General features: G+C 57.0%; 11 protein-coding genes. 1 reads left to right on the top strand and 10 read right to left on the bottom strand.

Annotated elements, in window-relative coordinates; all coding sequences use genetic code 11:
- Nucleotides 1–217: 217 nt before the first annotated feature.
- The 7 genes from E4T21_RS04620 to E4T21_RS04590 all read right to left on the bottom strand — a co-directional run bounded on the left by E4T21_RS04620 (nucleotide 218) and on the right by E4T21_RS04590 (nucleotide 12560).
- Complete coding sequence (locus E4T21_RS04620) at nucleotides 218–3292, bottom strand: filamentous hemagglutinin N-terminal domain-containing protein (RefSeq protein ID WP_149283920.1); 3075 nt, start codon at nucleotides 3290–3292, stop codon at nucleotides 218–220.
- A 418-nt stretch (nucleotides 3293–3710) separates the two neighbouring features.
- Nucleotides 3711–5618 (bottom strand): hypothetical protein, encoded by a 1908-nt coding sequence (locus E4T21_RS04615; protein ID WP_149283919.1) that lies wholly within the window; start codon nucleotides 5616–5618, stop codon nucleotides 3711–3713.
- Nucleotides 5615–7318, bottom strand: a complete 1704-nt coding sequence (locus E4T21_RS04610) for a filamentous hemagglutinin N-terminal domain-containing protein (protein WP_187775111.1) — start codon at nucleotides 7316–7318, stop codon at nucleotides 5615–5617. The genes E4T21_RS04615 and E4T21_RS04610 overlap by 4 nt, the downstream gene beginning before the upstream one ends.
- A gap of 526 nt (nucleotides 7319–7844) precedes the next feature.
- Complete coding sequence (locus E4T21_RS04605) at nucleotides 7845–8216, bottom strand: immunoglobulin domain-containing protein (protein ID WP_149283917.1); 372 nt, start codon at nucleotides 8214–8216, stop codon at nucleotides 7845–7847.
- Nucleotides 8217–8226: 10 nt separating this feature from the next.
- Nucleotides 8227–10170 (bottom strand): DUF637 domain-containing protein, encoded by a 1944-nt coding sequence (locus tag E4T21_RS04600; RefSeq protein WP_205423454.1) that lies wholly within the window; start codon nucleotides 10168–10170, stop codon nucleotides 8227–8229.
- Between the two features lie 406 nt (nucleotides 10171–10576).
- Nucleotides 10577–10999, bottom strand: coding sequence for a hypothetical protein (locus E4T21_RS04595; protein WP_149283915.1), 423 nt, complete (start codon nucleotides 10997–10999; stop codon nucleotides 10577–10579).
- Nucleotides 10986–12560, bottom strand: a complete 1575-nt coding sequence (locus E4T21_RS04590) for a DUF637 domain-containing protein (RefSeq protein ID WP_240349290.1) — start codon at nucleotides 12558–12560, stop codon at nucleotides 10986–10988. Before E4T21_RS04590 ends, E4T21_RS04595 begins: the two co-directional genes overlap by 14 nt.
- A gap of 114 nt (nucleotides 12561–12674) precedes the next feature.
- Between E4T21_RS04590 and E4T21_RS21425 the strand changes: the two genes are divergently transcribed.
- The gene (locus E4T21_RS21425) at nucleotides 12675–12980 is read left to right on the top strand and encodes a transposase (protein ID WP_240349289.1); all 306 of its coding nucleotides are present in this window, start codon (nucleotides 12675–12677) and stop codon (nucleotides 12978–12980) included.
- A 279-nt stretch (nucleotides 12981–13259) separates the two neighbouring features.
- Here E4T21_RS21425 and E4T21_RS04580 read toward each other — a convergent pair whose 3' ends face one another.
- From E4T21_RS04580 to E4T21_RS04570, 3 genes are read right to left on the bottom strand one after another with little or no spacing between them, the layout of a single operon-like run.
- Nucleotides 13260–13721: an SMI1/KNR4 family protein gene (locus E4T21_RS04580; RefSeq protein WP_149283912.1), complete on the bottom strand. Its 462-nt coding sequence runs from the start codon at nucleotides 13719–13721 to the stop codon at nucleotides 13260–13262.
- Between the two features lies 1 nt (nucleotide 13722).
- Nucleotides 13723–14250: an HNH/ENDO VII family nuclease gene (locus E4T21_RS04575; RefSeq protein ID WP_205423453.1), complete on the bottom strand. Its 528-nt coding sequence runs from the start codon at nucleotides 14248–14250 to the stop codon at nucleotides 13723–13725.
- Nucleotides 14208–23957 carry a two-partner secretion domain-containing protein gene (locus E4T21_RS04570; RefSeq protein WP_205423452.1) on the bottom strand — a complete coding sequence of 3250 codons (9750 nt, stop codon included), beginning with the start codon at nucleotides 23955–23957 and terminating at the stop codon, nucleotides 14208–14210. Before E4T21_RS04570 ends, E4T21_RS04575 begins: the two co-directional genes overlap by 43 nt.
- Nucleotides 23958–24020: the final 63 nt, after the last annotated feature.

Here is a 24020-nt window from a genome sequence, read left to right as displayed (position 1 = left end):
CATATTGTTCTATCGGAAGCATCCCAACATTAGATTTATTGAAAGGGAATGTGACAAAAGTTGACAGAAGCCTCTGGTGATAACCATTCGGTTTCCGTCATCTACGCCAGCATTCTAAAAACCTAATACTAGATACATTTTTAAAAAATATCCTGCACTCAGGGCAATCCTATCCCGCCAATGGTTAAGGTTTTGTTTCCATTCCAATTTCATTAAATCATACGCTAGCTCGCTCTCTCACTGACTCACTCTCCCCCCCCTCACTCACTACAGGCAACAGCCCATCAGGCTCGGCAGCATGCGAATTAACGCCATTTATCAAGCGGTTGATGGACAAGGAAAGCGGGGAAACAGGTTCGTTGGGATAATGGTCGCCCATCAGCAAGGTGAGCCGTGAGTGAGTGTTCTCATGCACTTCAGCATTCAGGAGAGCATCAGCAGCGTCGATGGTGACCTTGCCTTGTGCAGAGATCATCGAATAAGGGGCTTCTCCATCATCCCATGGTGAGTGAACATCCTTGTATGGCGCCTCACCGAGAACGTCATAAGGTGAGATGGGCCTACCTCGACTATTCACCACTCCATACTCATCCCAGAAAGCCAACAGTTGCTCCATCAGTTCGGTGTTGTCTTGCCCTGGAGCCGATGCCACCGGTACTCGATAATGGCGATCATGAACCCTTGGCCGCCTCTCGAACCCCTTGTGCTCCACCTTGTCGGCCACAATGGTCACATCACCATTGGACAAGAGAGCGCCGTTATCATTGATGACATGTTTCCCATATAGGGCAAGATCACCTTCCGAGACAATATCTCCTCTGGGGGAGTCTTCATTGACTCTGGTACGCATGAACTCGCGAATATGGATGTCGTACAGTGCGACCCCGTTGCTGGCAGGAGCCTTGGTGTAATCGACCGATGTCTCCACCGCCTGCCTTTGCTTCGAAGCGCTGAACTCATCCCGGGTATTGACAATGTCCTTGGCGTAGATCGAAAGGTTGCCTTTCGCTTCGATATTGCCAGAGCGGTTTTCCAGGCTATCGGCCATCTCTCGCTGGTCATTGCCCGCGAAGGTCAGGTCACCCATGGCAAGGATGTCCTTACCCTGATTGAACAGTTGCCTGGCGATCAGCGTCATATTGCCCATGGAGGACAGCCCGCCATAGGAGTAATTGTCGATCGCGGTCCGGCTAGTGATCGTCAGGTTTCCCCAACTGGCTATTGATGCTTCGTTATCGAGGTAAGTCGTGTCGATATCGAGATCGCCACCGCTGTAGATCCTGCCAAATTCATTGTGGAAACCTCCACGCAGGAGATACCGGGCATCACCGTCATTTTCCAGGGATCCTGACTGGTGCACGTCATTGGCCTGCACACGCAGGTCACCCAACACGGTAATGAGGCTGTCATTGTCGAAGCTGCCTGGGGTCATCACCCTCAGGTTGCCATTGGCGATGATTCCACCGCCGTTAAAAATACCTGGCCCCTTCAGCGTCAAATCGCCGCCAGTGGCAATGCGCTCATACCGACCGACCCGCAAGGGCTCATCGACCAGCGTCAGGTCGAACGCCTTGTTGAACTGCAGGCCGTAGTTTGGGTCTGGATACATGCCAGGGCTTTCTGCGAAGAAAGATCCCAGGGTGACCTGGCCTCGCCCGGTGCCCTGCACCCGCCCCGCAGTATTGTTGAGACGCCCGGCGTTCAGGGTCAGCAAGCCATCTCCTGCATGGGTCACATGGCCCTTCACGTTGACTAGCCTGCCGGCTTCCAGATACGCCGAAGGACTGCCCAGGCCAAGGCGTCCATTCATGTTGTAGAGGGTATCGGCCACGATGACATGGCTGGCACCGTTGCCCGCCTCATCCACATTACGCAGAAAGCCTTTGCGGTTGATCAACGTATCGGCATCGACCGTCAGGTCGCCATCGGCCTCGATGAGGCCCCTGGTGTTATTGAGGCCGCCGGTGGCCAAGGCAATACGCTTCCCGGCCATCTGCCCCTTGCGGTTATCGACGCGATTTTCCACCACCATGTCGATGGTATCCCCCGCCATGGTGCCCGCCGTGTTATCCAGGTTGGCCGCGGTCATGACAAAGGCTTCCTCCGCCTGCAGCTGTCCGGCGTGGTTATTCAGGGACTGATCGGCATCGACCTTGATCTCTTGCGCCAGTATCTGGCCGGAATTGTGGACCTGCCTCGCACTCAAGTTGATATCTCCAGCGCTGGAAAGCGTGCCCGCCACCTTGATCCGCTCCCGGGCCAGCACGTCCACTGCTTCGCGGGCATTGACCTCGCCTTCAAAGTTGGCGTTGCGCGCCCTGGCCACCACACGACCGGTGCTGGTGGCATTGGCTAGCGTCAACTGGCCATTGGCATCGAGGCGAATATCGCCGCTGCTGGCCGCCATATCCCCAGCCACCTTGACCCCAACCCCCGCCTCGGTGCCGACCAACCGAATGCTGCCAGCGTACATGCCGCCCAGTGCCGATGAATCGACCGCCAGCTCCGGCGCTTCACCAGTCCCCGTGCGCCGAGTGGTCGCCAGGGTGTCGGCATCGACATCATTGGCCCCGGCCACCACGTTCAGCTCGTTGGCATGCACCTCGGCATTGAGCTTGGCAGCGCGAGTGATGATGTCGAAACGATCCACCTCGGAGGCATCCAGCCCCATGCCTTCAATGGCGACCTGGCCCTGATCGACGGCGAAATGGTCGAGTTCGCCATCCTTGAATACCGGCTCGCCGGTGGATAGCGTGGCCCGCGGCGTGTTGATGAAGCCGCAGCCGTTGCACGTAATGCCAAAGGGGTTGGCGACCACCACGTTGGCCTGTTGCCCCGCAACTTCGGTATAGCCCTTCAGGCGGCTGGGGCTGCCGCCGTTGACCTCATTGATGATCAACTGCGCGGCACGATCGCGCAGGTTGGGATTAGCGGAAATCCTGCCACCCAGCCGGGTATCGGCCGCCTTGCCCCGGGCGTTGTTGAGAATCGCCCCTTGCCGGTCCACGTTGTAGTCGCGGAAGGTGTTGTGCGAAACACCCTTGCCATTGGGCGTGGCAACGTTGACCACCGGCACGCCGTTGCCCGCCCGCCCCATGGACGTATTACCGCGCCCGGGCTCAACCTTGATGCCCTCGGCCAATACCACGCCTGACGGCCAGATCAGCGCACTGGTCAGTACGCAGGTCAGTGCGCAGGTCAACGCAAGGGTCCTGGCCCGATAGCGAGTGGTCGAACAAAGGCGGGCATTAGCGGGTGAATGCTGAAACACGGCGAGACAGAGCAACTTCATGGCATGGCCCCCACAGTCGAATCTGTTTCTGCCCCCTGGGCGGGAGCCTCACAGGATCGAAATAGCGACCATTCGGACGTTCATGTCACCAGCGACCGAACGCACCGCCATCAGGAATGGGTGTACACCTACACCTTAATAATGATCTGGAGAACCCACCGTGCGGATAACGCATCGAGATGTAAGTTATTGCGGAATTCTGTAAGCGATATCACATAACACCGCATCTGCTCGATAGCGATAAAGCGATAAAGCGATAAAGCGATAAAGCAGAATTCAAACCGACCGCGGCATTGAGTGCCTCAGTCGGTTTAATTGAGTTTCAAGGTGGTGTGATCTGTTCGTGAGACAGGCTGCATTTTCAAACGAGGTCGAGAGGAATGCCGGTGTTATTGGGCCCGGTGTTGGTAACGATCAATCAAGGCATGCGATGTAGTTCCTCTTGCCAATTGATCTCACGACGGCTCACGACTTCAGGCGGCTCGACAGTACGTGGAATAACCTCATCGATCAGGCTGTCGAGGGACACTGAGAGGCTCCAGACCGGTCCTTGCGTTCCAGTATTGCCTAGTTCTCCTGTGAGCTGAGTGCGAGTGTTGTTGTGGATCTCGCCGTTCTGAAGAATGTCAGTGGCATCAATGATGACCCTACCTCCTGCGGAGATCACCGCACTGGCTTCACTTGCCTGGCTCGTATTCTCTACCTTGTCGGCCACAATGGTCACATCACCATTGGCCATCATGGCGCTGCTGTCGTTGATGACACGCTCTCCCCGTAGCGCCAGGTTACTGCCCGACGCAATGACGCCCTTCGGCGAATCAAGGACGACCTCGTCGCGCATGATTTCCTGGATATTCACGTCAGAAGTCGTGAACCATTCGACAGGAGCCTTGGTGTAATCGATCGAGGTCTCAAGCGGGAGTGTTTCAGCGGCAAACACCTCCTTGGTATTGAGGATATCCTTGGCGTTGAGTGAGAGATTGCCTTCCGCCTCAATGGTGCCAGAGCGGTTTTCCAGACGTTCCGCCATGTCGTGCTGAGCATTTCGGGCAAAGGCCATATCGCCCATTACGTAGATATTCCCATACCGATTGAACAGCTGCTTGGCCGTCAGAGACATATCGCCTCCAGCGAACAGCAACGTATCGGCACCGTTGTCGATGGCAGTCTGGCTGGCGAGCGTCAAATGGCCATCGCTGCCCAGGGTGCCTTGGTTATTGAAGTCAGCGGTGGCGATATCGAGATCCCCACCACTGACGAGACGTCCGTGATTATCGAGGTCGCCACTCAAGCGATACGTGGCATTCCCGACACTGGCCAAGCGGCCGCCCAGGCGACCGCCGTCCTGGGTCAGGTGTCGGGCCTGCAAATGGAGATCTCCCCGGGTGGAGATGACGGCCCGGTTGTGGATGTCGCCCGCAGTGGTCAGCGTCAAGGTACCATTGGCGGCTATCCCGCCGGCGTTATCGATACGTGCCGCTTTCAACGTCAGATCGCCAGCACTGGCGAGACGTGAATTCGAGTCGAGAGTCAGGGCCTGGTCTAACGCCAGACTCAGCGCCGTGTTGAAATGCCAGCGACCCAGCGTGGACTTCCCAGTATCACCTGGGAGTAGAGTATCCAGCATCACGAGACCACGCCCGGTGCCATTGACCAACCCATCAGTATTGTCGAGCCGCTCGGCAACCAGGGTCAGCAGACCGTTTCCGGCATGGGTCACCAAGCCCTGAGCGTTGAGTAGCGTGCCAGTCTCCAGGTGAGCCGTTTGACTGCCTAGTTCAATGCGCCCGCTCTGGTTGTCGAGGGTATCGGCCACACTCAGGCGGCTGTCGCCACTGCCGCTCTTATCCAGGTTGCGCAGGTTGCCCAGGGTGTTGAGCAACGTATCAGCGCTGACGGTCAGGATGCCATTGGCCTCGATGATACCTTGGGCGTTGTCGAGATGATCGGCGGCCAGCATCACGTGTTTTCCGGCTAATTCTCCGTTGCGGTTGTCGATCAACGCCGGATCGATATCGAGCGTGCCATTGGCCACCACCTTACCGCCCCGGTTATCAAGCGTATCGCTCAGCACCGTCGTCACATTGCCATCCAGGCTGGAGATCAGCCCTTCCTCCGCGTTGATCAACGTGTCACCGGAAAGAAGCACTTCATTGCCCTGCAAGGCGCCGCCTTGATTGCGCAGGGTCGAAAAGTCCACCGCCAGAATGCCGCCCTGGGCAGCAAGCAGGCCCTGACGATTATCGAGAACAGCAACATCAAGAGAGAGGGTGTCCGCCGCAATGGTGCCTGCATTGCTATTATCGAGGCTATCGCTCACCGTCATGTCGATGATGCGTTGGGCCTGCAGAGTGCCCCCGGGTTGTCGACTTGATGCGCCGAGAGAAACAGCCCACCGTTAGGCGCTTGAATGGTGCCGGCGGTATTGTCCAAACGCCCGTCTGTCTGCAGCCGGAGATTGCCGCCATCGGCACTGATCATCCCTTCGCCGTTGTCCAGCCCATGGCGGGTGGTCAGGGCGAGGGTATCTCCGACTACGGTGCCAGCCGTGTTATTCAAGCTGGCCGCAGTCATGACAATGGCCTCCTCGGCCTGCAATTGCCCGGTGTGATTGTTCAAGGTATCAGCCACATCGAGGACCAGATTTTTCTCCGCAGCCACCAGTCCTGCTGCCGAGTTGTCCATGCGTCCTGCATCGATAACGATGGTGTCGGAGCTGATCGTCCCCTCACGATTGCTCAGGTTCTGATCAGCATCGATCAAGATCTCTTGCGCCAACATCTGGCCCGCATTGCGAGTCTGATCCGCACGTACGGACAGCCGCTGTGTCGCGCCCAGGCGCCCCGAATTATCAAGCTGATCCGTCTGAATGCTCAGATCACTACCTGCGAGCAAAGTATCATTTTCGATACCGGCCACTACCTGACCGGCATTGTTCAAGTGCTGCCCTGCGCGCAAGTCGATGTCTCCGGCGCTGGTGAGTCTGCCTGCCACCTTGAGCTGATCCCTGGCCTGCAGCTCGACCGCCTCGCCGGCATGCACATTGCCTTCGAAGGTGGCATTGCGGGCCTTGGCCAGCACACGCCCGGTGCTGGCGGCATTGGCTACTGTCAGTTGACCATTGGCATCGATGCGAATGTCCCCAGCACTGGCCGCCATATCCCCGGCCACCTTGACCCCGACACCCGCCTCGGTGCCGACCAACCGAATGCTGCCAGCGTACATGCCGCCCAGTGCCGAGGAATCGACCGCCAGTTCAGGCGCTTCGCCAGTCCCCGTGCGCCGAGTGGTCGCCAGGCTATCGGCATCGACATCATTGGCCCCGGCCACCACGTTCAGCTCATTGGCATGCACCTCGGCATTGAGCCTGGCAGCGCGAGTGATGATGTCGAAACGATCGACCTCGGTGGCATCCAGCCCCATGCCTTCAATGGCGACCTGGCCCTGATCGACGGCAAAATGGTCAAGTTCGCCGTCCTTGAATACTGGTTTGCCAGTGGACAACGTGGCCCGCGGCGTGTTGATGAAGCCGCAGCCGTTGCACGTAATGCCAAAGGGGTTGGCGACCACCACATTGGCCCGCTGCCCGGCGACTTCGGTGTAACCCTTCAAGCGGCTGGGGCTACCACCGTTAACTTCATTGATGATCAGCTGCGCCGCACGATCGCGCAGGTTGAGATTAGCGGAAATCCTGCCACCCAGCCGGGTATCTGCCGCCTTGCCCCGGGCGTTGTTGAGAATGAGCCCCTGCCGATCCACGTTGTAGTCGCGGAAGGTGTTGTGCGAAACACCCTTGCCATTGGGCGTGGCAACGTTGACCACCGGCACGCCATTACCCGCTCGATCCATTCTTGTGTTGCCACTGCCGGGCGCTACCTTGATGCCTTCGGCCAATACCGCACCCGAGTGCCAGATCAGCACACTGGTCAGGGCGCAGGTCAACGCAAGGGCCCAATAGCGGGAAGTCGAACAAAGGAAAGCATTGGCGGACAAACGCTGAGACACTGAGTGATGGAGCAGCTTCATGGCATGGCCCCCACAGTCGAATCTTCTGCCCCTGTTCGGGAGCCTCACAAGATCGAAATAGCGGCCACTCGGTTTCATGTCACGGACAACCGAATACACCGCCCTCAGAAATGGATATACAACTATTACACCTTAATAGTGATCTGGAGGGCTGACCGTGCGGATAATGCAGCGGGATGTAAGTTATTGCGGTGTTATGTAAGTGGTTTCTAACCCTATTGCTCAATGTACTCGCATAGTCAACGGATGGTGGCTTTCATCATAGAACAGGCTGAATAAAACAAGAAACCATCAGCACATAGAGAGAAATGGCAGATCGTCACTGTCCACACTTGGTGTTTTCCTGGGATATAAAGCAAGAAGGGAATAGCATAGTTTGATGAGTTCTTGACCAGCTTAATACGCCAACCTCCCGCGCTACCCATGTAGCGAAGGAGGTTTTGGCACAGAATCATGGGGGAAATGGCGATGTTTTTAGTGAAAGATCGTTAGCCTGATAGCGTGGACACCTGTGGACGGGTCACCATCACGGGTGGTAAATATCTTCTTCAAGATCGACAACACATCTCCAGTCAAAAGGAAATATTTCAGACTTTTCGACGCCTAATTCTTTAAAAACGTCGGGTTGATTCTGAAAGTCCCACCATTTTTCTTTAATCCACCAATATGCTCCCGCTAAGGTGCCGCCAGTGTTTGTATCAATTCTAAAAACAGAGGGGATTTCAGCACCATTCTTTAAGATAGTAGTGCCAGACATCCAATATTCACCATCATCCTTAGGGACCACGTTGAGGCATTCCACTGTCGCATTCTCATTACTCCCCCCAACTCTGATAACAAACGTTGGAGAGGAATGGACCAAATTTAGCCACTGAACAATAGTCGTATTGGTTTCCATCACACTTCCATCAATAAGGGTTAGTAGGCGGCGGGTTGATTGAAGGCACCTTCCCACCTGGCCTATAAAAACGGTGAGTAGCTTTGTGCAAGTCAACTCCTTGTAGAACCATATTGTCTACGGTGTCCGTACCACCATCAAAAAGCGCTTTATTATGGTGTACTGCATACCCAGGAGGGACCTCTCCTCGTTCAAGCCAAGGCCGAATATTTGATGGAATCTTATCACTGTCAGCCAAGCTTCGGAGAAACGCGGACCTAGTTGCAGTACTGCGAATTACCCCTGGCTTGGGGCCAGGCACAAGCTTGCCTCCTTCCAAGTGCATTTGTGGCAAGTTACCAGCTTGACCCGGGCTACGAACGACCTGAACTTCACTACCAGTGACCCTATAATGATACCCATTTGGCAAGCCCGGTAACTGGGCTCCAGAAATTTCTGCTGCAGTCAGAGTTCTAGTTGAGGAACTATCTGTTTGCGACGCACCTCTCCGAGGACCAAGCAATGATGTGGAAGCTGCAACAGTAGCAACGGCCACATCCTTCAGATAGCTTGCCTCTTCTCGATCCAGACCAGCATGGACCATGAGGTCTTGGACAACCTCTTCTTCTGCCCCTGCTGCAACCGCGTCAATATACTGCATTCTAGCAAAGACAGGGTCTCGGGAAGCCTCTCCCACGGCAACTTGGTCGAGCCGTTCTAGAGACGAGTAGAACTTATCTTCATCGGCCAGCAATTGGCTACGTTTGGTCTGACAGGCAACTGCACCGGCAGCACAGTACGATACAAGTTCTTGCTGTTGCTTCTCGCTGATGTCGATGTACTTATCACGTACATCTTTACAGTCACCCCGCTCAGCACACCCTTCCAGCTCTTTCGCATATGCGTCCACCTGATCATGTCTCAGGTAGTTATACTGCGTCGCATTGGCGGCGACCTGAGCTCCGACCTGCAGGTTATCGGCATCGTTAACCCCACCAGTTGCAGCAGCAGCCAGCACGCCAATCAGCTGCGAGTTCATCACCAGCAGGCCAGCTTTCTTGTCAGGTGACATGCCGGCGTATTCGTTGGCTAGCTTATCGACCAGCAGTTCGTTGATGCCTGCGGCCAGAGCACCGGTCTTGAAGTCGCCACCGGTGGCTTCTGCGGCCAGGCCTCCCATCACCCCGTGCAGGGCCGCTTTGCTCAGGCTGCCTTCGCTGAAGTTGACGCTGTCTTGGGTGAAGTCGCCGATGGCGTTGAAGCCTGCCGCCGCAAAGGCATTGGCCAGGCTGTTCTGCAAGGCGTCGCCAAGGTCGGCGTCACCCCCCAAGGCCTGGTCGAGCAGTGCGGAAGTGCTGTTCTGCAAGACCTGGTTGGCGGTGAACTGACCCACGCCCTGCCAGGTATCCAGCCCGGCATTGGTGACAACATTACCGCTGTTGGAAACCGCCGTGCTGGTACCGGTTTCGGTACCGATCAAACCATCATAGAAGCCTGCGGTCAGCCCGGCGGTAATCCCGGCCACGGCGTAGCCGCGAACCGCATCGCTGGAGAAGGTGTCATCCAGGGCATTGCCCAGGTTGCCTTCGTTGTTGATGGTGCTGACCGCTGCATTGCTGGCAACAGCACCCGCCACAGCACCACCAGCTGCCCCCGCCGCAGCGGAACCGGTCGCACCGGCAATGGCACCACTGGCCGCCCCGGCGGTGAAGTAGGTCACCACGATGGCCACCACCAGTTGGGCGGCACCACTCATGCCGGAGTGGTCGTAACTCCAGCTGTCGTGGGTTTCCTTGACCTGACGCCAGTCGATATCGCCACGCTGCTCCATGTCCTGGAGCCAGGCCAGTTCGGGATCGGCCTGAACCATGGCATCGATGGTGCGGCTGACGCTCTGCTGGGTGACTTCGCCATTCTGGGGCAGATCGACGGTAATCCCTTGGGCGGCCTGGATGATGCGTTCGCCCTGGGCCACCAGTTGGTTCTGGCGCAGGGTCTCGTCGGTGCTGCCCTTGCCCTTGTTGGACTGCCAGGCAAAGCTGCTCTTGTCCTGGGTGTGGGATTCTGTGATCAGGTCGCTGGCGTTGGCGAAGTAGATCTCACCGCCGCTGTTGAGGATCAGTCAGAAGAATTTGTTAAAGAGCCAGGCGGTCGTTAGTCTGCTAGCGTGGACAGTGAACGGGATAACTTGATTAGCCACCAACCACTCCAATACGTCAACCTCCCACGCTGTCCATACAGCGAAGGAGGTTTCGGCAAAGCTTCAAGAGAAAGTGAGGTGTTTTTCATCAAAAAAACGTTAGCCTGCTAGTGTGGGTGGGATGCTGGCACAGAATTCCAAGCACCCTATATCGTGGCGCGAGGGGCGTGACAACTCAGGGTCAGATCTGCTTAATATGAATGTAAGAAACTGAGCTGCCATCAGATGAATAGACAGTTATTTTCTTGCCATCATACTCGAAAACCTTACCTGGCAAAGTCGGCGACGCACCAGGAATCTTAACAGCTCTTACTTCCTTTATCGGAGAGCCAAGCTTAGCCTCAAAGTCGTCAAGGGTAGAGAGCTCACCAAATTCACCTCGAGTTGATATTTTTGCAGGAAAATATTCATCTCGTCCTTCAAAGTAAATCCGGCAATCGGATATTTTTCCTGTTCCATTTTTTGAATGCAGATAGAAACCGTTTTCCGGGAATTTTAAAAACTCATCCCCCTCGACTTGAGAATATTCAACGACTCCTCCACTTTCTCTCAGTTCACTGAGAATTTCCATTATATCTTTTTCAAAGAGATCAATCGGATCCATAATCTATTCCCAATTCTTCAAAGGTTTGCTTGTTATATTCATGCACCTTCCTGCGTGCATTGGCTATGTCAGCATCAGACCAGCCATTTTTACGCCAGACCGGTTCCCATGTATCAAGATCAGCTTCTGCAGCTTTATACAAATCTTGAGCATCTGTCTGGATCTGGGTTTGACTATTTCTTCCGCCATAAGTCCTAGAAAACGACTGATGATCACAGGTTCTCACGACAACGCAGTTTGTGTTGTTCTTGAGCGCCCTCAGTTGAGCATCTGACAAATCCAGCTCTGCATCGGAAACTGCCTGCTTAGTAGCTGCAAATGAAGGGATATGGTCAGGTGTCATACCATCCTTAACACTCCTAGACGCAAGGTCGCCATAAGGCCCAACTTCTCCTTCTTCTACATTGCCTGCCCTAGTGGGAGCATTAGTGACATCTGTAGACGTCCCTCCTCGCGGAATATCCCCCAGGCTACTATAGGTCTCACCCGTGGGCGATACGTAGTACCGATCACCATCTGGGGATTGGTAAACTTTGTACCCCTTTGGCGCATTGACCTGGGCACTTACTCCAGGGCGCAGCTCGATGGAGCCTTCAGGCAACCCTCCAGCATGTGCACCATCAGGTATTACCTTACTTGCATCCGCTACGCTATCGGCTAGGTTCCCAGCCCGTTTTGCCGTGGTCATGACCATCACGGGGGCTTTACCAACCGAGGACACCAGCTCTGTTGCCAGCTTACCTACCTCAAGACCGGCGTTAAAGGCACCACTGGCTCCAGCGCGTTGGTACTCTTGATGAATGTTTTCAAGGCGCTGGCGATAGTCTTGAACAACGGCACTGCCCAGCGTGGCCAGCACATTATCCTGTTCCAACAACTGGCCTAGCGCGGTGTAGGTGTCACCATCAAACAGCACAAAGAGGTCTTCGACCGTCTCTGCCATGGATATTGGAACGCCAGCCATTACCCCTGATGCTAGAGCTGCGTCCTGCCCAGAGTCGATCAAGGCCCACTTACCTTCAACCTTGACACACTCAAATCCACGACATTCATCCCGCTCGCGATCCCGCTGAACCTCCTGCTCATGTGACAGATAGTTGTACTGTGTGGAATCCGCGGCCACCTTGGCACCGACCTGCAGGTTATCGGCATCGTTAACCCCGCCCGTCGCGGCGGCGGCGAGTACGCCGATCAGCTGCGAGTTCATCACCAGCAGGCCAGCTTTCTTGTCAGGTGACATGCCGGCGTATTCGTTGGCCAGCTTATCGACCAGCAGTTCGTTGATGCCTGCGGCCAGAGCACCGGTCTTGAAGTCGCCACCGGTGGCTTCTGCGGCCAGGCCTCCCATCACCCCGTGCAGGGCCGCTTTGCTCAGGCTGCCTTCGCTGAAGTTGACGCTGTCTTGGGTGAAGTCGCCAATGGCGTTGAAGCCTGCCGCCGCAAAGGCGTTGGCCAGGCTGTTCTGCAAGGCATCGCCGAGGTCGGCGTCGCCCCCCAGGGCCTGGTCGAGCAGTGCGGAAGTGCTGTTCTGCAAGACCTGGTTGGCGGTGAACTGACCCACGCCCTGCCAGGTGTCCAGCCCGGCATTGGTGACAACATTACCGCTGTTGGAAACCGCCGTTTTGGATTACCACAACGGATACGGGTCGATAATGAAGCGTGCTTCAACGCCATATTGATCAAGGCAAGCCTGTCGCTTCTCGATGTTCGCTTGCAGACCATCGCGCCGCACTGCCCTTGGCAGAATGAAAGAATCGAACGCTTTTTCGGCACCCTCAAGCAGCACCTTGATACGGTTATTCCTGTCGATGGTGCCAATCTTCAGCACATGATGAGCGAGTTTCGTGGCTGGTATAACCACGCCAGACCACATCAACATCTTGATGGATTTACACCAGCAGAAAGATGGGAAGGTAGGGAAAAACCCACCAATTCGCCGCAGTGGATCAGCATTTGGAATGGCAGGATCAATGGCTGGTGATTTCCGCCACAGGCAAGCCGAATAGCAAAAAACCATCACTAGAAAATAGAGAGAAAAGGCAGGTCCTGCTGTCCACGCTTAGCGTGCACTTTCCGTATACGACAGGTGATAAAATGCATGGTTTGATCAATATTTAATCGTGTACATAAAACCTCCTTCACTTTCAATACAGCGAAGGAGATTTTGGCACTGCTCAGAAGAAAAATGACGGGATTTTCAACAGGAATTCGTTAGCGTGCTCATCTGGACGTCCGTGGACGGGACAGCACAGCGAGACCATCACCCTTCCGGATTAGAAATCCTCTTATACAAGAATTCACCAAAGCTCGTTGCATATTCCTTCTTACTCGCACCAGCCTTCAAATAAACTGGATATTCTCCGTCCTCACCTGGAGAAGCAGAATCTAAGACAAATGTTTCTCCAAAGTCATTAGAGCAGATAACCACATCAGAGTTTTCTACGAGCCCTCTATCTCGGGACCATTTTGTCTGGTAGGACACATCACCTATGGACTGTTCGGAGAGTACAGGGTATATAGAATATATTTCCTCTCCATAGACTTCCCCTCCACCATATTTTTTAACAAACCATAAGTAGCTTGGAGGGAGTTTACATCCGATGAGGCATTCGGTTTCCCTGATTCTCTCTTCTGTTGGAGACAGATCACAATTAGAATCTCCGAATTCAACGGCATCACCATTATACTCTTCAATCAACAGATCAAGATCATCAAGTCTCATATCACTTCCCCCAATTTGACGCACGATCTTTCCAGTAATTTCTTGACCATGTCTTAAATTTTGCGCGATTGATACCAGATGGTATCGTATTTGGGTTTATATGAATAACACCATGATTGCCCTTATGAAAGCTCTGAGTCATTTCAGCTATGGCACCGCTTTGGCGTTGCGTCATATGGTGTAAATTAATGGAATTCCCATCATGACCGATTGGTGCTCGTCCGGATGCCATTCGCTCCAAGTTTGTGCCTCGTACCACCTTCCCTCTGATAGTCCATTCACTAACTAGGTTTGGATCAATTAATTCATTGCGTTGATAGACTTTATTTCCACTATAAGTTTGAGGCTCGGAAGACCAGTATTTCCGGTTCTGCTGGAAATAATCACTAACGTCCCTTTGCGTTGCTACGTTAGCCGCTTGAGTTGCTCCCCCCCTAGGACCAAGCAATGATGTGGAAGCTGCAACAGTAGCAACGGCCACATCCTTCAGATAGCTTGCCTCTTCTCGATCCAGACCAGCATGGACCATGAGGTCTTGGACAACCTCTTCTTCTGCCCCTGCTGCAACCGCGTCAATATACTGCATTCTAGCAAAGACAGGGTCTCGGAAGCCTCTCCCACGGCAACTTGGTCGAGCCGTTCTAGAGACGAGTAGAACTTATCTTCATCGGCCAGCAATTGGCTACGTTTGGTCTGACAGGCAACTGCACCGACAGCACAGTACGATACAAGTTCTTGCTGTTGCTTCTCGCTGATGTCGATGTACTTATCACGTACATCTTTACAGTCACCCCGCTCAGCACACCCTTCCAGCTCTTTCGCATATGCGTCCACCTGATCATGTCTCAGGTAGTTATACTGCGTCGCATTGGCCGCGACCTGAGCTCCAGTCTGCAAGTTATCGGCATCGTTAACCCCGCCCGTCGCGGCGCCAGCCAGCACGCCGATCAGTTGCGAGTTCATCACCAGCAGGCCAGCTTTCTTGTCAGGTGACATGCCGGCGTATTCGTTGGCTAGCTTATCGACCAGCAGTTCGTTGATGCCTGCGGCCAGAGCACCGGTCTTGAAGTCGCCACCGGTGGCTTCTGCGGCCAGGCCTCCCATCACCCCGTGCAGGGCCGCTTTGCTCAGGCTGCCTTCGCTGAAGTTGGCGTTACCTTGGGTGAAGTCGCCAATGGCGTTGAAGCCTGCCGCCGCAAAGGCGTTGGCCAGGCTGTTCTGCAAGGCGACGCCGAGGTCGGCGTCACCCCCCAGGGCCTGGTCGAGCAGTGCGGAAGTGCTGTTCTGCAAGACCTGGTTGGCGGTGAACTGACCCACGCCCTGCCAGGTATCCAGCCCGGCATTGGTGGCGACGTTGCCGCTATTGGAAAGCGCCGTGCTGGTACCGGTTTCGGTGCCGGTCAAGCCGTCGTAGAAGCCCGCGGTCAGCCCGGCGGTAATCCCGGCCACGGCGTAGCCGCGAACCGCATCGCTGGAGAAGGTGTCATCCAGGGCATTGCCCAGGTTGCCTTCGTTGTTGATGGTGCTGACCGCTGCGTTGCTGGCAACAGCACCCGCCACAGCACCACCAGCTGCCCCCGCCGCAGCAGAACCGGTCGCACCGACAATGGCACCACTGGCCGCCCCGGCGGTGAAGTAGGTCACCACGATGGCCACCACCAGTTGGGCGGCACCACTCATGCCGGAGTGGTCGTAACTCCAGCTGTCGTGGGTTTCCTTGACCTGACGCCAGTCGATATCGCCACGCTGCTCCATGTCCTGGAGCCAGGCCAGTTCGGGGTCGGCCTGAACCATGGCATCGATGGTGCGGCTGACGCTCTGCTGGGTGACTTCGCCATTTTCAGGCAGGTCTACGGTAATACCTTGGGCGGCCTGGATGATGCGCTCGCCCTGGGCCACCAGTTGGCTCTGGCGCAGGGTTTCATCGGTACTGCCCTTGCCCTTGTTGGACTGCCAGGCAAAGCTGCTCTTGTCCTTGGTATGAGATTCCGTGCGAACGTCACTGGCGGTCGCGAAATGGATCTCGCCGCCACTGTTCAGCACCAGATCATTACCGGCTTCCAGACGCGCACCTTGATAGGTCTGGTCGTTGCCGCTGGCGATGATCAGGTTGCCGTCGCCGGCGCGGATCTCGCTGCCTACCGCCCGAGTCTCACTGACTTCATCACGCTTGGTCTTCTGGCTGCCGAAGAAGCCACCACCGCTGGAGTGCTTCTTGTAGAGGGAGTAATCCTCATCGTTGGCCGCCGCCAAGGTCACGTCATTGCCGGCATAAACATAGGCGCTGTCGTTGGCGGCCACCTTGCTTGCCACCATGGTCACATCATGCCCGGCTTCCAGGCTAGCATTGCCACCCGCCGTCAGCTCGGTGCCCTGCTGGCGGGTGTGGCTGTCTACGCGTTTCTTTCTGGCGGTGGCTGAGGCTTCGTCGGTACTGTCAGCAGCGGAGACCAGGGTGATATCGTTTCCTGCGGCCACGGCCAGGTTGCCCCCGGCATCGACTTTGGCAGCCACGGCGGTCACGTTATTCCCCGCTTGCAGGGTGACATCGTCGTTGGCGCTCAAGGTCGTGCCCACTTGCTCGACACGCTCGGAATAATGGCGGCGTGCATCGACAGCAGCGCTGTTCTGTGCCGCATCCAAGGTGATATCGCGACCCGCCGCCATGGCCAGTTGGCCATCACTCTGGAGATCACTGGCGGTGAACTGAATATCACGCCCCGCCGCTACGGAAGTATCGCCACCGCTGACCAACTGGCTGCTGATCGGGGTGACTGTGTCACGATAGATCGCATTGATGCCATCACCGACCTGCTCATGCGATACATCCGCCACCGCCTCGAAGCGCACATCGCGACCGGCGCTGACACGAGCATCCCCGCCACTGACCAGGTCAGAACGGTTGATCACATCGCGTCCGGCACCGATCGTCAGGCTGTCACGGGCACTGATCAGGCCGCCCTGATCAAGATAGGTACGGTAGTTGTCCTCGACACCAGCATTGACCGCCAGGCGATCGTTGATGATATCGCCCAGGTCCGTGCGCAGGCGCACATCACCCCCACGAATCTCACCGGCTAGAGCATTACGAATATCGTCGCGGGCATGCAGATCAAGGTTGTTACCGGCATCGATCAGGCCGCCCTGGAGGATAGAACCACCGCTGTCGATGGACATGTCGTTGCTGGCACGAATCGTGCCGACATTGACCAGATCGCCACCACTGATCAGTTCGACATCGCGACCCTGGATGATGCTACCACCACGCACATTGCGGTCATCCAACTGAGCCAGGTACAGCACCGGGGCGAGGACCTTCTGACCATTGATGACCTGTTCTTCCATCCACACGATGTCATGGGTCAGCGCAGCGGTCTGTGCCGGAGTCAGGCCCACACCAACCCGCAGGTTCAGCGCGTCCTGCGCGGCGATAGCGTTGTCCATCAGGTAGCGGTACTGGGCGTAGTCATCCTCCAGCCCGGCTTCGAGATAGCGCGAGCCAGTGGTATTCAGCACCGAATCACGGATCAGGCGGCTCTCGTAACGGCCATCACCCAGCAGGCGGTAGGCGTTGTCATCGCTGTAACCCAATTTATCGAGCAGGTAGTCCGAACCCAGAATGCCATCCAGCGTGGTGAATTCCGGGTTGGTCTCGATCAGGTAGCGGCTGTTCGGCGAGGTATTGTGAATGAACAGCCCGTAGTCTCCCTTGGGCAAGCGGAAGCTGCCCTGCTCGGTGGGAGACACCCGCTCGAAAGCTACATCGCTATAATCCGGTGCTTCAATATCGCCAGTGGCCTGCATGCTATTGCCTGCAGGAGCCGCGGGGTCGGCACCCTTGGCCGTGTCGACCTGTGCCGTGGTGTTATCCAGACCTGATGCGGTCAAGCGGCCACCCTTATCGACGTTGCTACGCTCCGCGCCAGTGGCGTTATTGGCCTGAATGGCCTCGGCGGTGTCCGTACGACGGTTGAGGGTCAAAGAGACATTGTCGACCGGGCCAACTGTAGAAATATCCCCCAATTGGCCATTGATTTGGGAAAGGGTATTTTCGTTGATTTCACCGTTTTGAATACGGCTACCCGCATTGATGGTGACCTTATTGCCGGCCTGCACGATGGCATGGGCACCGCCGTCCAGTACCGTGACAACAGGGGGGGTGCCCTGTGTTTTATTAGCATCATTCAGGCGCTTCGGCAGGGGCAGAGCCTCGCCTTCCTCGTTCACTCCACCCTGAGCGATCCAGTCAGCCACCTCACGATCGAACTCTGCAATGCGTTCGTTAGGCACCACAACAGGCTCCCAACCATTACTGGCCTGGTTTTCCCACTCTATGGAATACTTGCTCAGGTCAAACTCATAGATCGAGACCTGCTCTGTCTGGGTATTCAGCGCACTGTTGTTGGTGAAGGTCTTATCGGCAATGATCGTCACGTTGCCATTGGCCAGCATCGAGCTGCTGTCGTTGGTGATGTCTTCCCCTTCCATCAACAGGTCACCACCTGTCGCGATCACGCCTTGATCAGAATTATCGGTAATTTTCGATTCACGCTGCTCTGCGACCGTCACCGTATAGTGATAGCTATCCCTCTCTTCATTCGGCACCTTGCAGGGTGAAACACCACCATAGCCGTCACAGTTTTGTGTGCCATGCTTGATGTCATAGCCCCTCACCAAGGTCTTTTCGGCCTCGATAGTCTGTCCATCCCCTGACTGTTCCTCTACCGTCAACACATCGCGAGTATTGAGGATATTCTCGGCCAGCAGCGTCATATTGCCTTCGGCTTCGATGGTGCCGGAGCGATTCTCCAGGCTGGCAGCCCGGTCACCTTTTGCATCCTTGGCAAAGGTCAGGTCACCCATGGCATAGATATCGCCGTACTGGTTGAACAGGCGATCGGCATATAGCGCCATATCACCGCCGGCGAACATCAGGCTGTCGGCATACTGGTTGATGTTGCCGCCACTCGTGAGGTCAATCGTCAGGTTGTTCTGGCTGCCCAGGGTACCGTTGTTGTCGAGGTTGGCAGCATCGATATCGAGATGGCCGCCACTGACCAGCCGCCCCTGGTTATCCAGCTTGCCGGCCAGGTGATAGGCGGAAGTTTCAGCACTGGCAATGCGCCCGGTGTTGGTCAACCTGGGGGCCGTGATATCGAGTTGGCCTTGGCTGGAAATCTGTCCACTATTGGTGATGCCATCTCCCCGGATGCCCAGAGTCAGATCACCATTGGCCAGCAAGGCCCCGGCATTTTCCAGGCCCGGGGCATTCAAGGTCAGCGCACCGGCTGTGGCAATGCGCTCGCCTTGCTTGAGAACCAGGGCCTGTTGCAGGGCGAGTGTCAGGGCATCATTGAACTGCCAGTTACCAAGACTTGAACTCTCTGCGAGCTTGTCCAGGGTGATTGCGGCGCTACCGGTACCAGTCACTTCTCCGCCGCTGTTATTCAAGCGATCGGTCATCAGCGCGAGTACGCCGTCGCCGGCATGCTTTACGCTGCCCTGCTGATTGTCGAGGACGTTCGCCTCCAGCCGCGCATTGCGACTGGCCAACTCGATCGCACCCCCGGCATTGTTCAGGGTGTTGTCGACGATGATCCTGCTGTTGTCGCCGCCCAGGCTGTTGATATAACCCGCGGTGTTGGTCAGGCTATCGGCTGAGATATCCAGCTTCTTGCTGGCTTCGATGATGCCGCCATCGCTGTTGGTGAGCGTGCCAGCACGCAGGATAACGGTATTCCCGGCCAGTTGGCCGCCTTCGCTGTTGTTGATGTCGGGGGTGGGAGCCTCATCTTTTGATGCTCCGACAAAAAGCTCGCCCAACGCCAGGATCTTGCCGCCCAGATTACTGAGCCTCTGCTTGAGGGTCAGCGTGGCATCACCCTTCAGTGCAGTGATCTGACCGTTGTCGTCGTTCTCCAGAGCACGACCGCTCAGCTCGATGCTGTCGCCCTGCAGCGTGCCGCCCTGGTTGCGCAGGGTGGTGAAGTCAGCGCCGAGGAATCCCCCTTGGGCAAGCAGTGTGCCGCCTCGGTTATTCAGCTCGTCGACAGTGAGCTGCATGTCGCCCTGGGTGGTCACCACCTGGCCATCCTGATTGTTCAGGTGCTGCGCATCGATGGTCAGTGCGTCGGCGCCAAGCCAACCGCCACGGTTGTCCACGCGGCCTGAGCCAGCATTCACGATCAGGTTGCCGTCTTTGATATCGATCGTGCCGCCTTGATTATCCAGTGCAGGATCAGACGTCGATGCGCCGCTCAGGTTAAGGGTCGTTTGTTGGCCCTCACCCAGGATGACGCCCTGCTGATTGAGCAGGCGCACGGCTTTCAGGGTGATGTTGTCCGCCAGGATCACGCCACCCTGCTGGTTATTGATCCGCTCTGCCATCAGGCTGGCCTGGGCGTCGGACTGCAGCTTTCCGCCTTGGTTGTTAAGCGTGTCGCTCAGGTGGAGCGTCAAGCCGCCCGCCCCAGCGGCGATCAGGCCCTGCTGGGTGTTGTCGAGGTTGGCAACATTCAGCGTGATGCGGTCAGCGGCCATGACGCCGCCTGCGTTGCTGACCTCACCCAGCGCCTTGTCGGTATCACCTAGCGTCAGGCGTTGGGCCTCGATGGTGCCCTGAGCGTTGTCGAGCTGCGCTCCAGCGCCGTGAACCGTCAATGCACCATCGACCACCTGCAGACGCCCCTGGCGATTATGCAGCCACTCGCTGAGGTACAGGTTCAGCGCGGAATCGGCGCCCACCACACCACCCTGGCCGGCAGATGTGTCTTGATCGCCATTGTTGAGCCGGGCCAGGCGCAGGGTCACGTCATTACCGATGACCTGGCCACCACGGCGGTTATCCAGAGTGCCGTTGCCAAGCTGCACGGTCAGGTTCTGGGTGGCGCTCAACTGGCCATCGTCATCCACCTGCCCCGCCACCAGCATGCCTTCGCGGTTATCGAGACGACCCGCTGTCAGCTCCATGTCGCCGGTCATGGCCAGCAGGGTACCTGCGGCATTGATCAACTCGGCATCGCTGGTGACATCCAGCGCCTGCTGTGCCAGCACCTTACCGTTGGAGTTATCGAGCGATCCGGCCGTCAGGGTCGTGTTGCCCTGCAAGGCCTGCAAGAAGCCACTGGCATTATCCAGTTGCTCGCCAACATCGGCGGTCAGGTGGCGCTCGGCACTGATCACGCCTCCGGCGCTATTGTGTACGTCTGCGGAGACCGTCAGACGAACATCCCGCCCGGATATGTCACCCCCGGCATTCTCCAGGCTGCCAGCGGCGAGAGTGGTGCCCTGCAGCGCCTGCAGGGTGCCGTTGGTGTTATCCAGCTTGCCGCCGAGTGTCACCGTCAGCGTATCTTCCAACTGCTCGCCGCCCGCAGCGATCGTGCCTTTCTGGTTACTCAGAGAGGCCGCCTGCAAGTGGACTCGGTCGCCCACGATCTGGCCCTGACGGTTGTTGACGCTGCCCAGTTGATACAGGTTCAGATAGCGCGCCACCATCACCCCTTGGGTGTTATCGAGCGCGGCTTTTTGGGAGGTACTTTGAGAAGACGTGCCGGTCAGGGTCAGGTCACCTTCGATCACCTGTAGCCGCCCGCCGTCGTTATGCAGCCACTCAGCCATGTTCAACGCCAGGTCATGCTTGGCACTGATGGTGCCCTGCGCATTGTCGAGGCGATCCAGGGTCAGCTCCACGCCCTCGCCATCAACCAGTCCCCCGGTATTGGTCAGCTGTGCGGCATTCACCGTGACCTGCTGACCATTGATGGCGCCGCCAGGAATCACATCATCGCGGGCGGGTGCGGACGACGCGTCCTGCTGCTGCGTGCTGTTGTCGATCTCCCCCGAGGCCGTGACAGTTGCGGCTCCCAGTGCCACCAGTTGGCCATCGCGGTTATCCACCTGAGTGGCGGTGAGGTGCAGGTCGCCTTGGCGGGACTGGACAGTGCCGGCAGGGTTATTCAGCGCGCCGCCGGTATTCAGCGTCAGCAGACCATCCTCGGCGCTGATCAGTCCCCCTTGGTTATTCAGGTCCTTGCGGGTCGTGACATTGACGGTATCGCCCGCCAAGGTGCCCTGGCGATTGTTCAGGCTGGCAGCACTCAGGGTCAGCGCCTGGCCGGCCTGTGCATGACCGCGGGTATTGACCAGCTTGCCGGACACATCCAGCCTCAGGTCGCGACTGGCACTGACGATACTCTCGGTATTGTCCAGTTCGCCCGCACTCAGATGAACATTGCGGGCATTGATGAAACCACCCTCGCCACTATCGACACGGTTATCGATCCTGCCGCTGACATCAGCCGTGATCACCTGCTGCGCCAGCACCTGGCCATCCCGGTTATCCAGCGAGGCGGCGGTGATGGCCACGTCGCCCTGAGCCGACTGAACGGTTCCGGCTCGATTGTTCAATGCACTGCCCGCATCCACATCCAGGCGGCCATCATTGGCACTGATCAGACCACGCTGGTTGGTCAGTGTCTGGGCAGTGGTCAGGTTGACGTCATTGCCCGACACGGTGCCTTGCGTGTTGTCCAGGCTACCTGCCGTGAGGGTGAGCCTGTTGACTGCCTGAAGCGCGCCCCGGGTATTGTTGACGGCTTCCGTGGTATTCAGAGTCAGCGCTTTGGCTTCCATCCGCCCGCCTGCGCTGTTATCGACACTGTCTGCCTGCAGGTCGATGACATTGGCCCCCAGCGTGCCGCCACGGTTGTGCAACTGGCTAACCTGCCCGGACAGGTTGGCATCATCCAGTACCAGGCTGCCGCCGCTATTGTCGAAGCGCGCCAGGTCGAGGCTGACATCCTGCCCCCGGGCAAACTGCACGGTGCCGCCCAGGTTGTTGAGCTCCTGGCTATCGAGTGCCAGTGAAGACGTGCCAGCCAGGGTGGCCTGTTGGCCCTGGTTGGTGATGATTTCACTGTTCAGGGAAACGTTGTCTCCCACCAGCGTGCCACGGTTGGTCAGGTGTTGGTCGGCACCGACCTTGACCGTTTGCGCTACGATCTGGCCGCTGTTCGTCGCCTGGCTCACGTTAATGCCAAGGTGCTGGGTGGCATCCAGTCGGCCCTGGTTGTCGAGTTGGCCGGCCTGGATGTTCAGATCGCCAGCGGCGCGACGGGTATCATTTTCGATACCGGCTACCACCTGTCCGGCATTGGACAGGCGCTGCCCAGCGCGCAGGTCGATATTCCCGGCACTGGTGAGCGCACCCGCTACCTTGAGGTCATCCCGGGCCTGCACATCCACCGCCTCGCGGGCATGCACATTGCCTTCCAGGCTGGCATTGCGTGCCTTGGCTACCATGCGTCCGGTACTGGAGGCGTTGGTCACTGTCAGTTGGCCATTGGCATCGATGCGGATATCGCCACCACTGGCCGCCATATCTCCAGCCATCTTGACGCCGACCCCGGCCTCGGTACCGACCAGACGAATGCTGCCGGCATACATCCCGCCCAGTGCCGATGAATCGACCGCCAGTTCCGGTTTCTCGCCAGTGCCTTTGCGTCGGGTAGTCGCCAGGCTGTCGGCATCGACATCGTTGGCTCCGGTGACGACGTTCAACTCGTTGGCATGCACCTCGGCATTGAGCCTGGCAGCGCGAGTGATGATGTCGAAACGATCGACCTCGGTGGCATCCAGGCCCAGGCCTTCAATGGCGACCTGGCCCTGATCGACGGCAAAATGGTCGAGTTCGCCGTCCTTGAATACTGGCTTGCCAGTGGACAACGTGGCCCGCGGCATGTTGATGAAGCCGCAGCCGTTGCACGTAATGCCAAAGGGGTTGGCGACCACTACATTGGCCCTTTGCCCCGCGACTTCGGTGTAGCCTCTCAAGCGGCTGGGGCTGCCGCCGTTGACTTCATTGATGATCAATTGCGCAGCACGATCGCGCAGGTTGGGGTTGCCGAGGATCTTGCCACCCAGTTGGGTATCGGTGAACTTGTCGCGGCCGTTGTTGAGGATGAGCCCCTGCCGGTCCACGTTGTAGTCGCTGAAGGTATTGTGCGAGACACCTTTGCCATTGGGCGTGGCGATATTGACCACCGGCACGCCGTTGCCCGCCCGATCCATTCGCGTGTTGCCACTACCAGGCGCCACCTTGATCCCTTCGGCCAGTACGATGACCGGCTGCCAGATCAGCGCATTGATCAGCACGATGGCGCAATAGCGCATGGCCGGACGAAAACGGGTGTTAGCAGATGAGCGCTGAGACAACGGGCGGCGGCGCAACTTCATGGCAAGATCCCTACGATCGAAGCTTGTTTTCTTTCTGTTTTTCTTTCTGATTTTTTCTTTCTA

The organism is Halomonas binhaiensis (assembly GCF_008329985.2).
Classification (GTDB): domain Bacteria; phylum Pseudomonadota; class Gammaproteobacteria; order Pseudomonadales; family Halomonadaceae; genus Halomonas; species Halomonas binhaiensis.
This window is presented reverse-complemented; position numbering and strand designations above follow the sequence as displayed.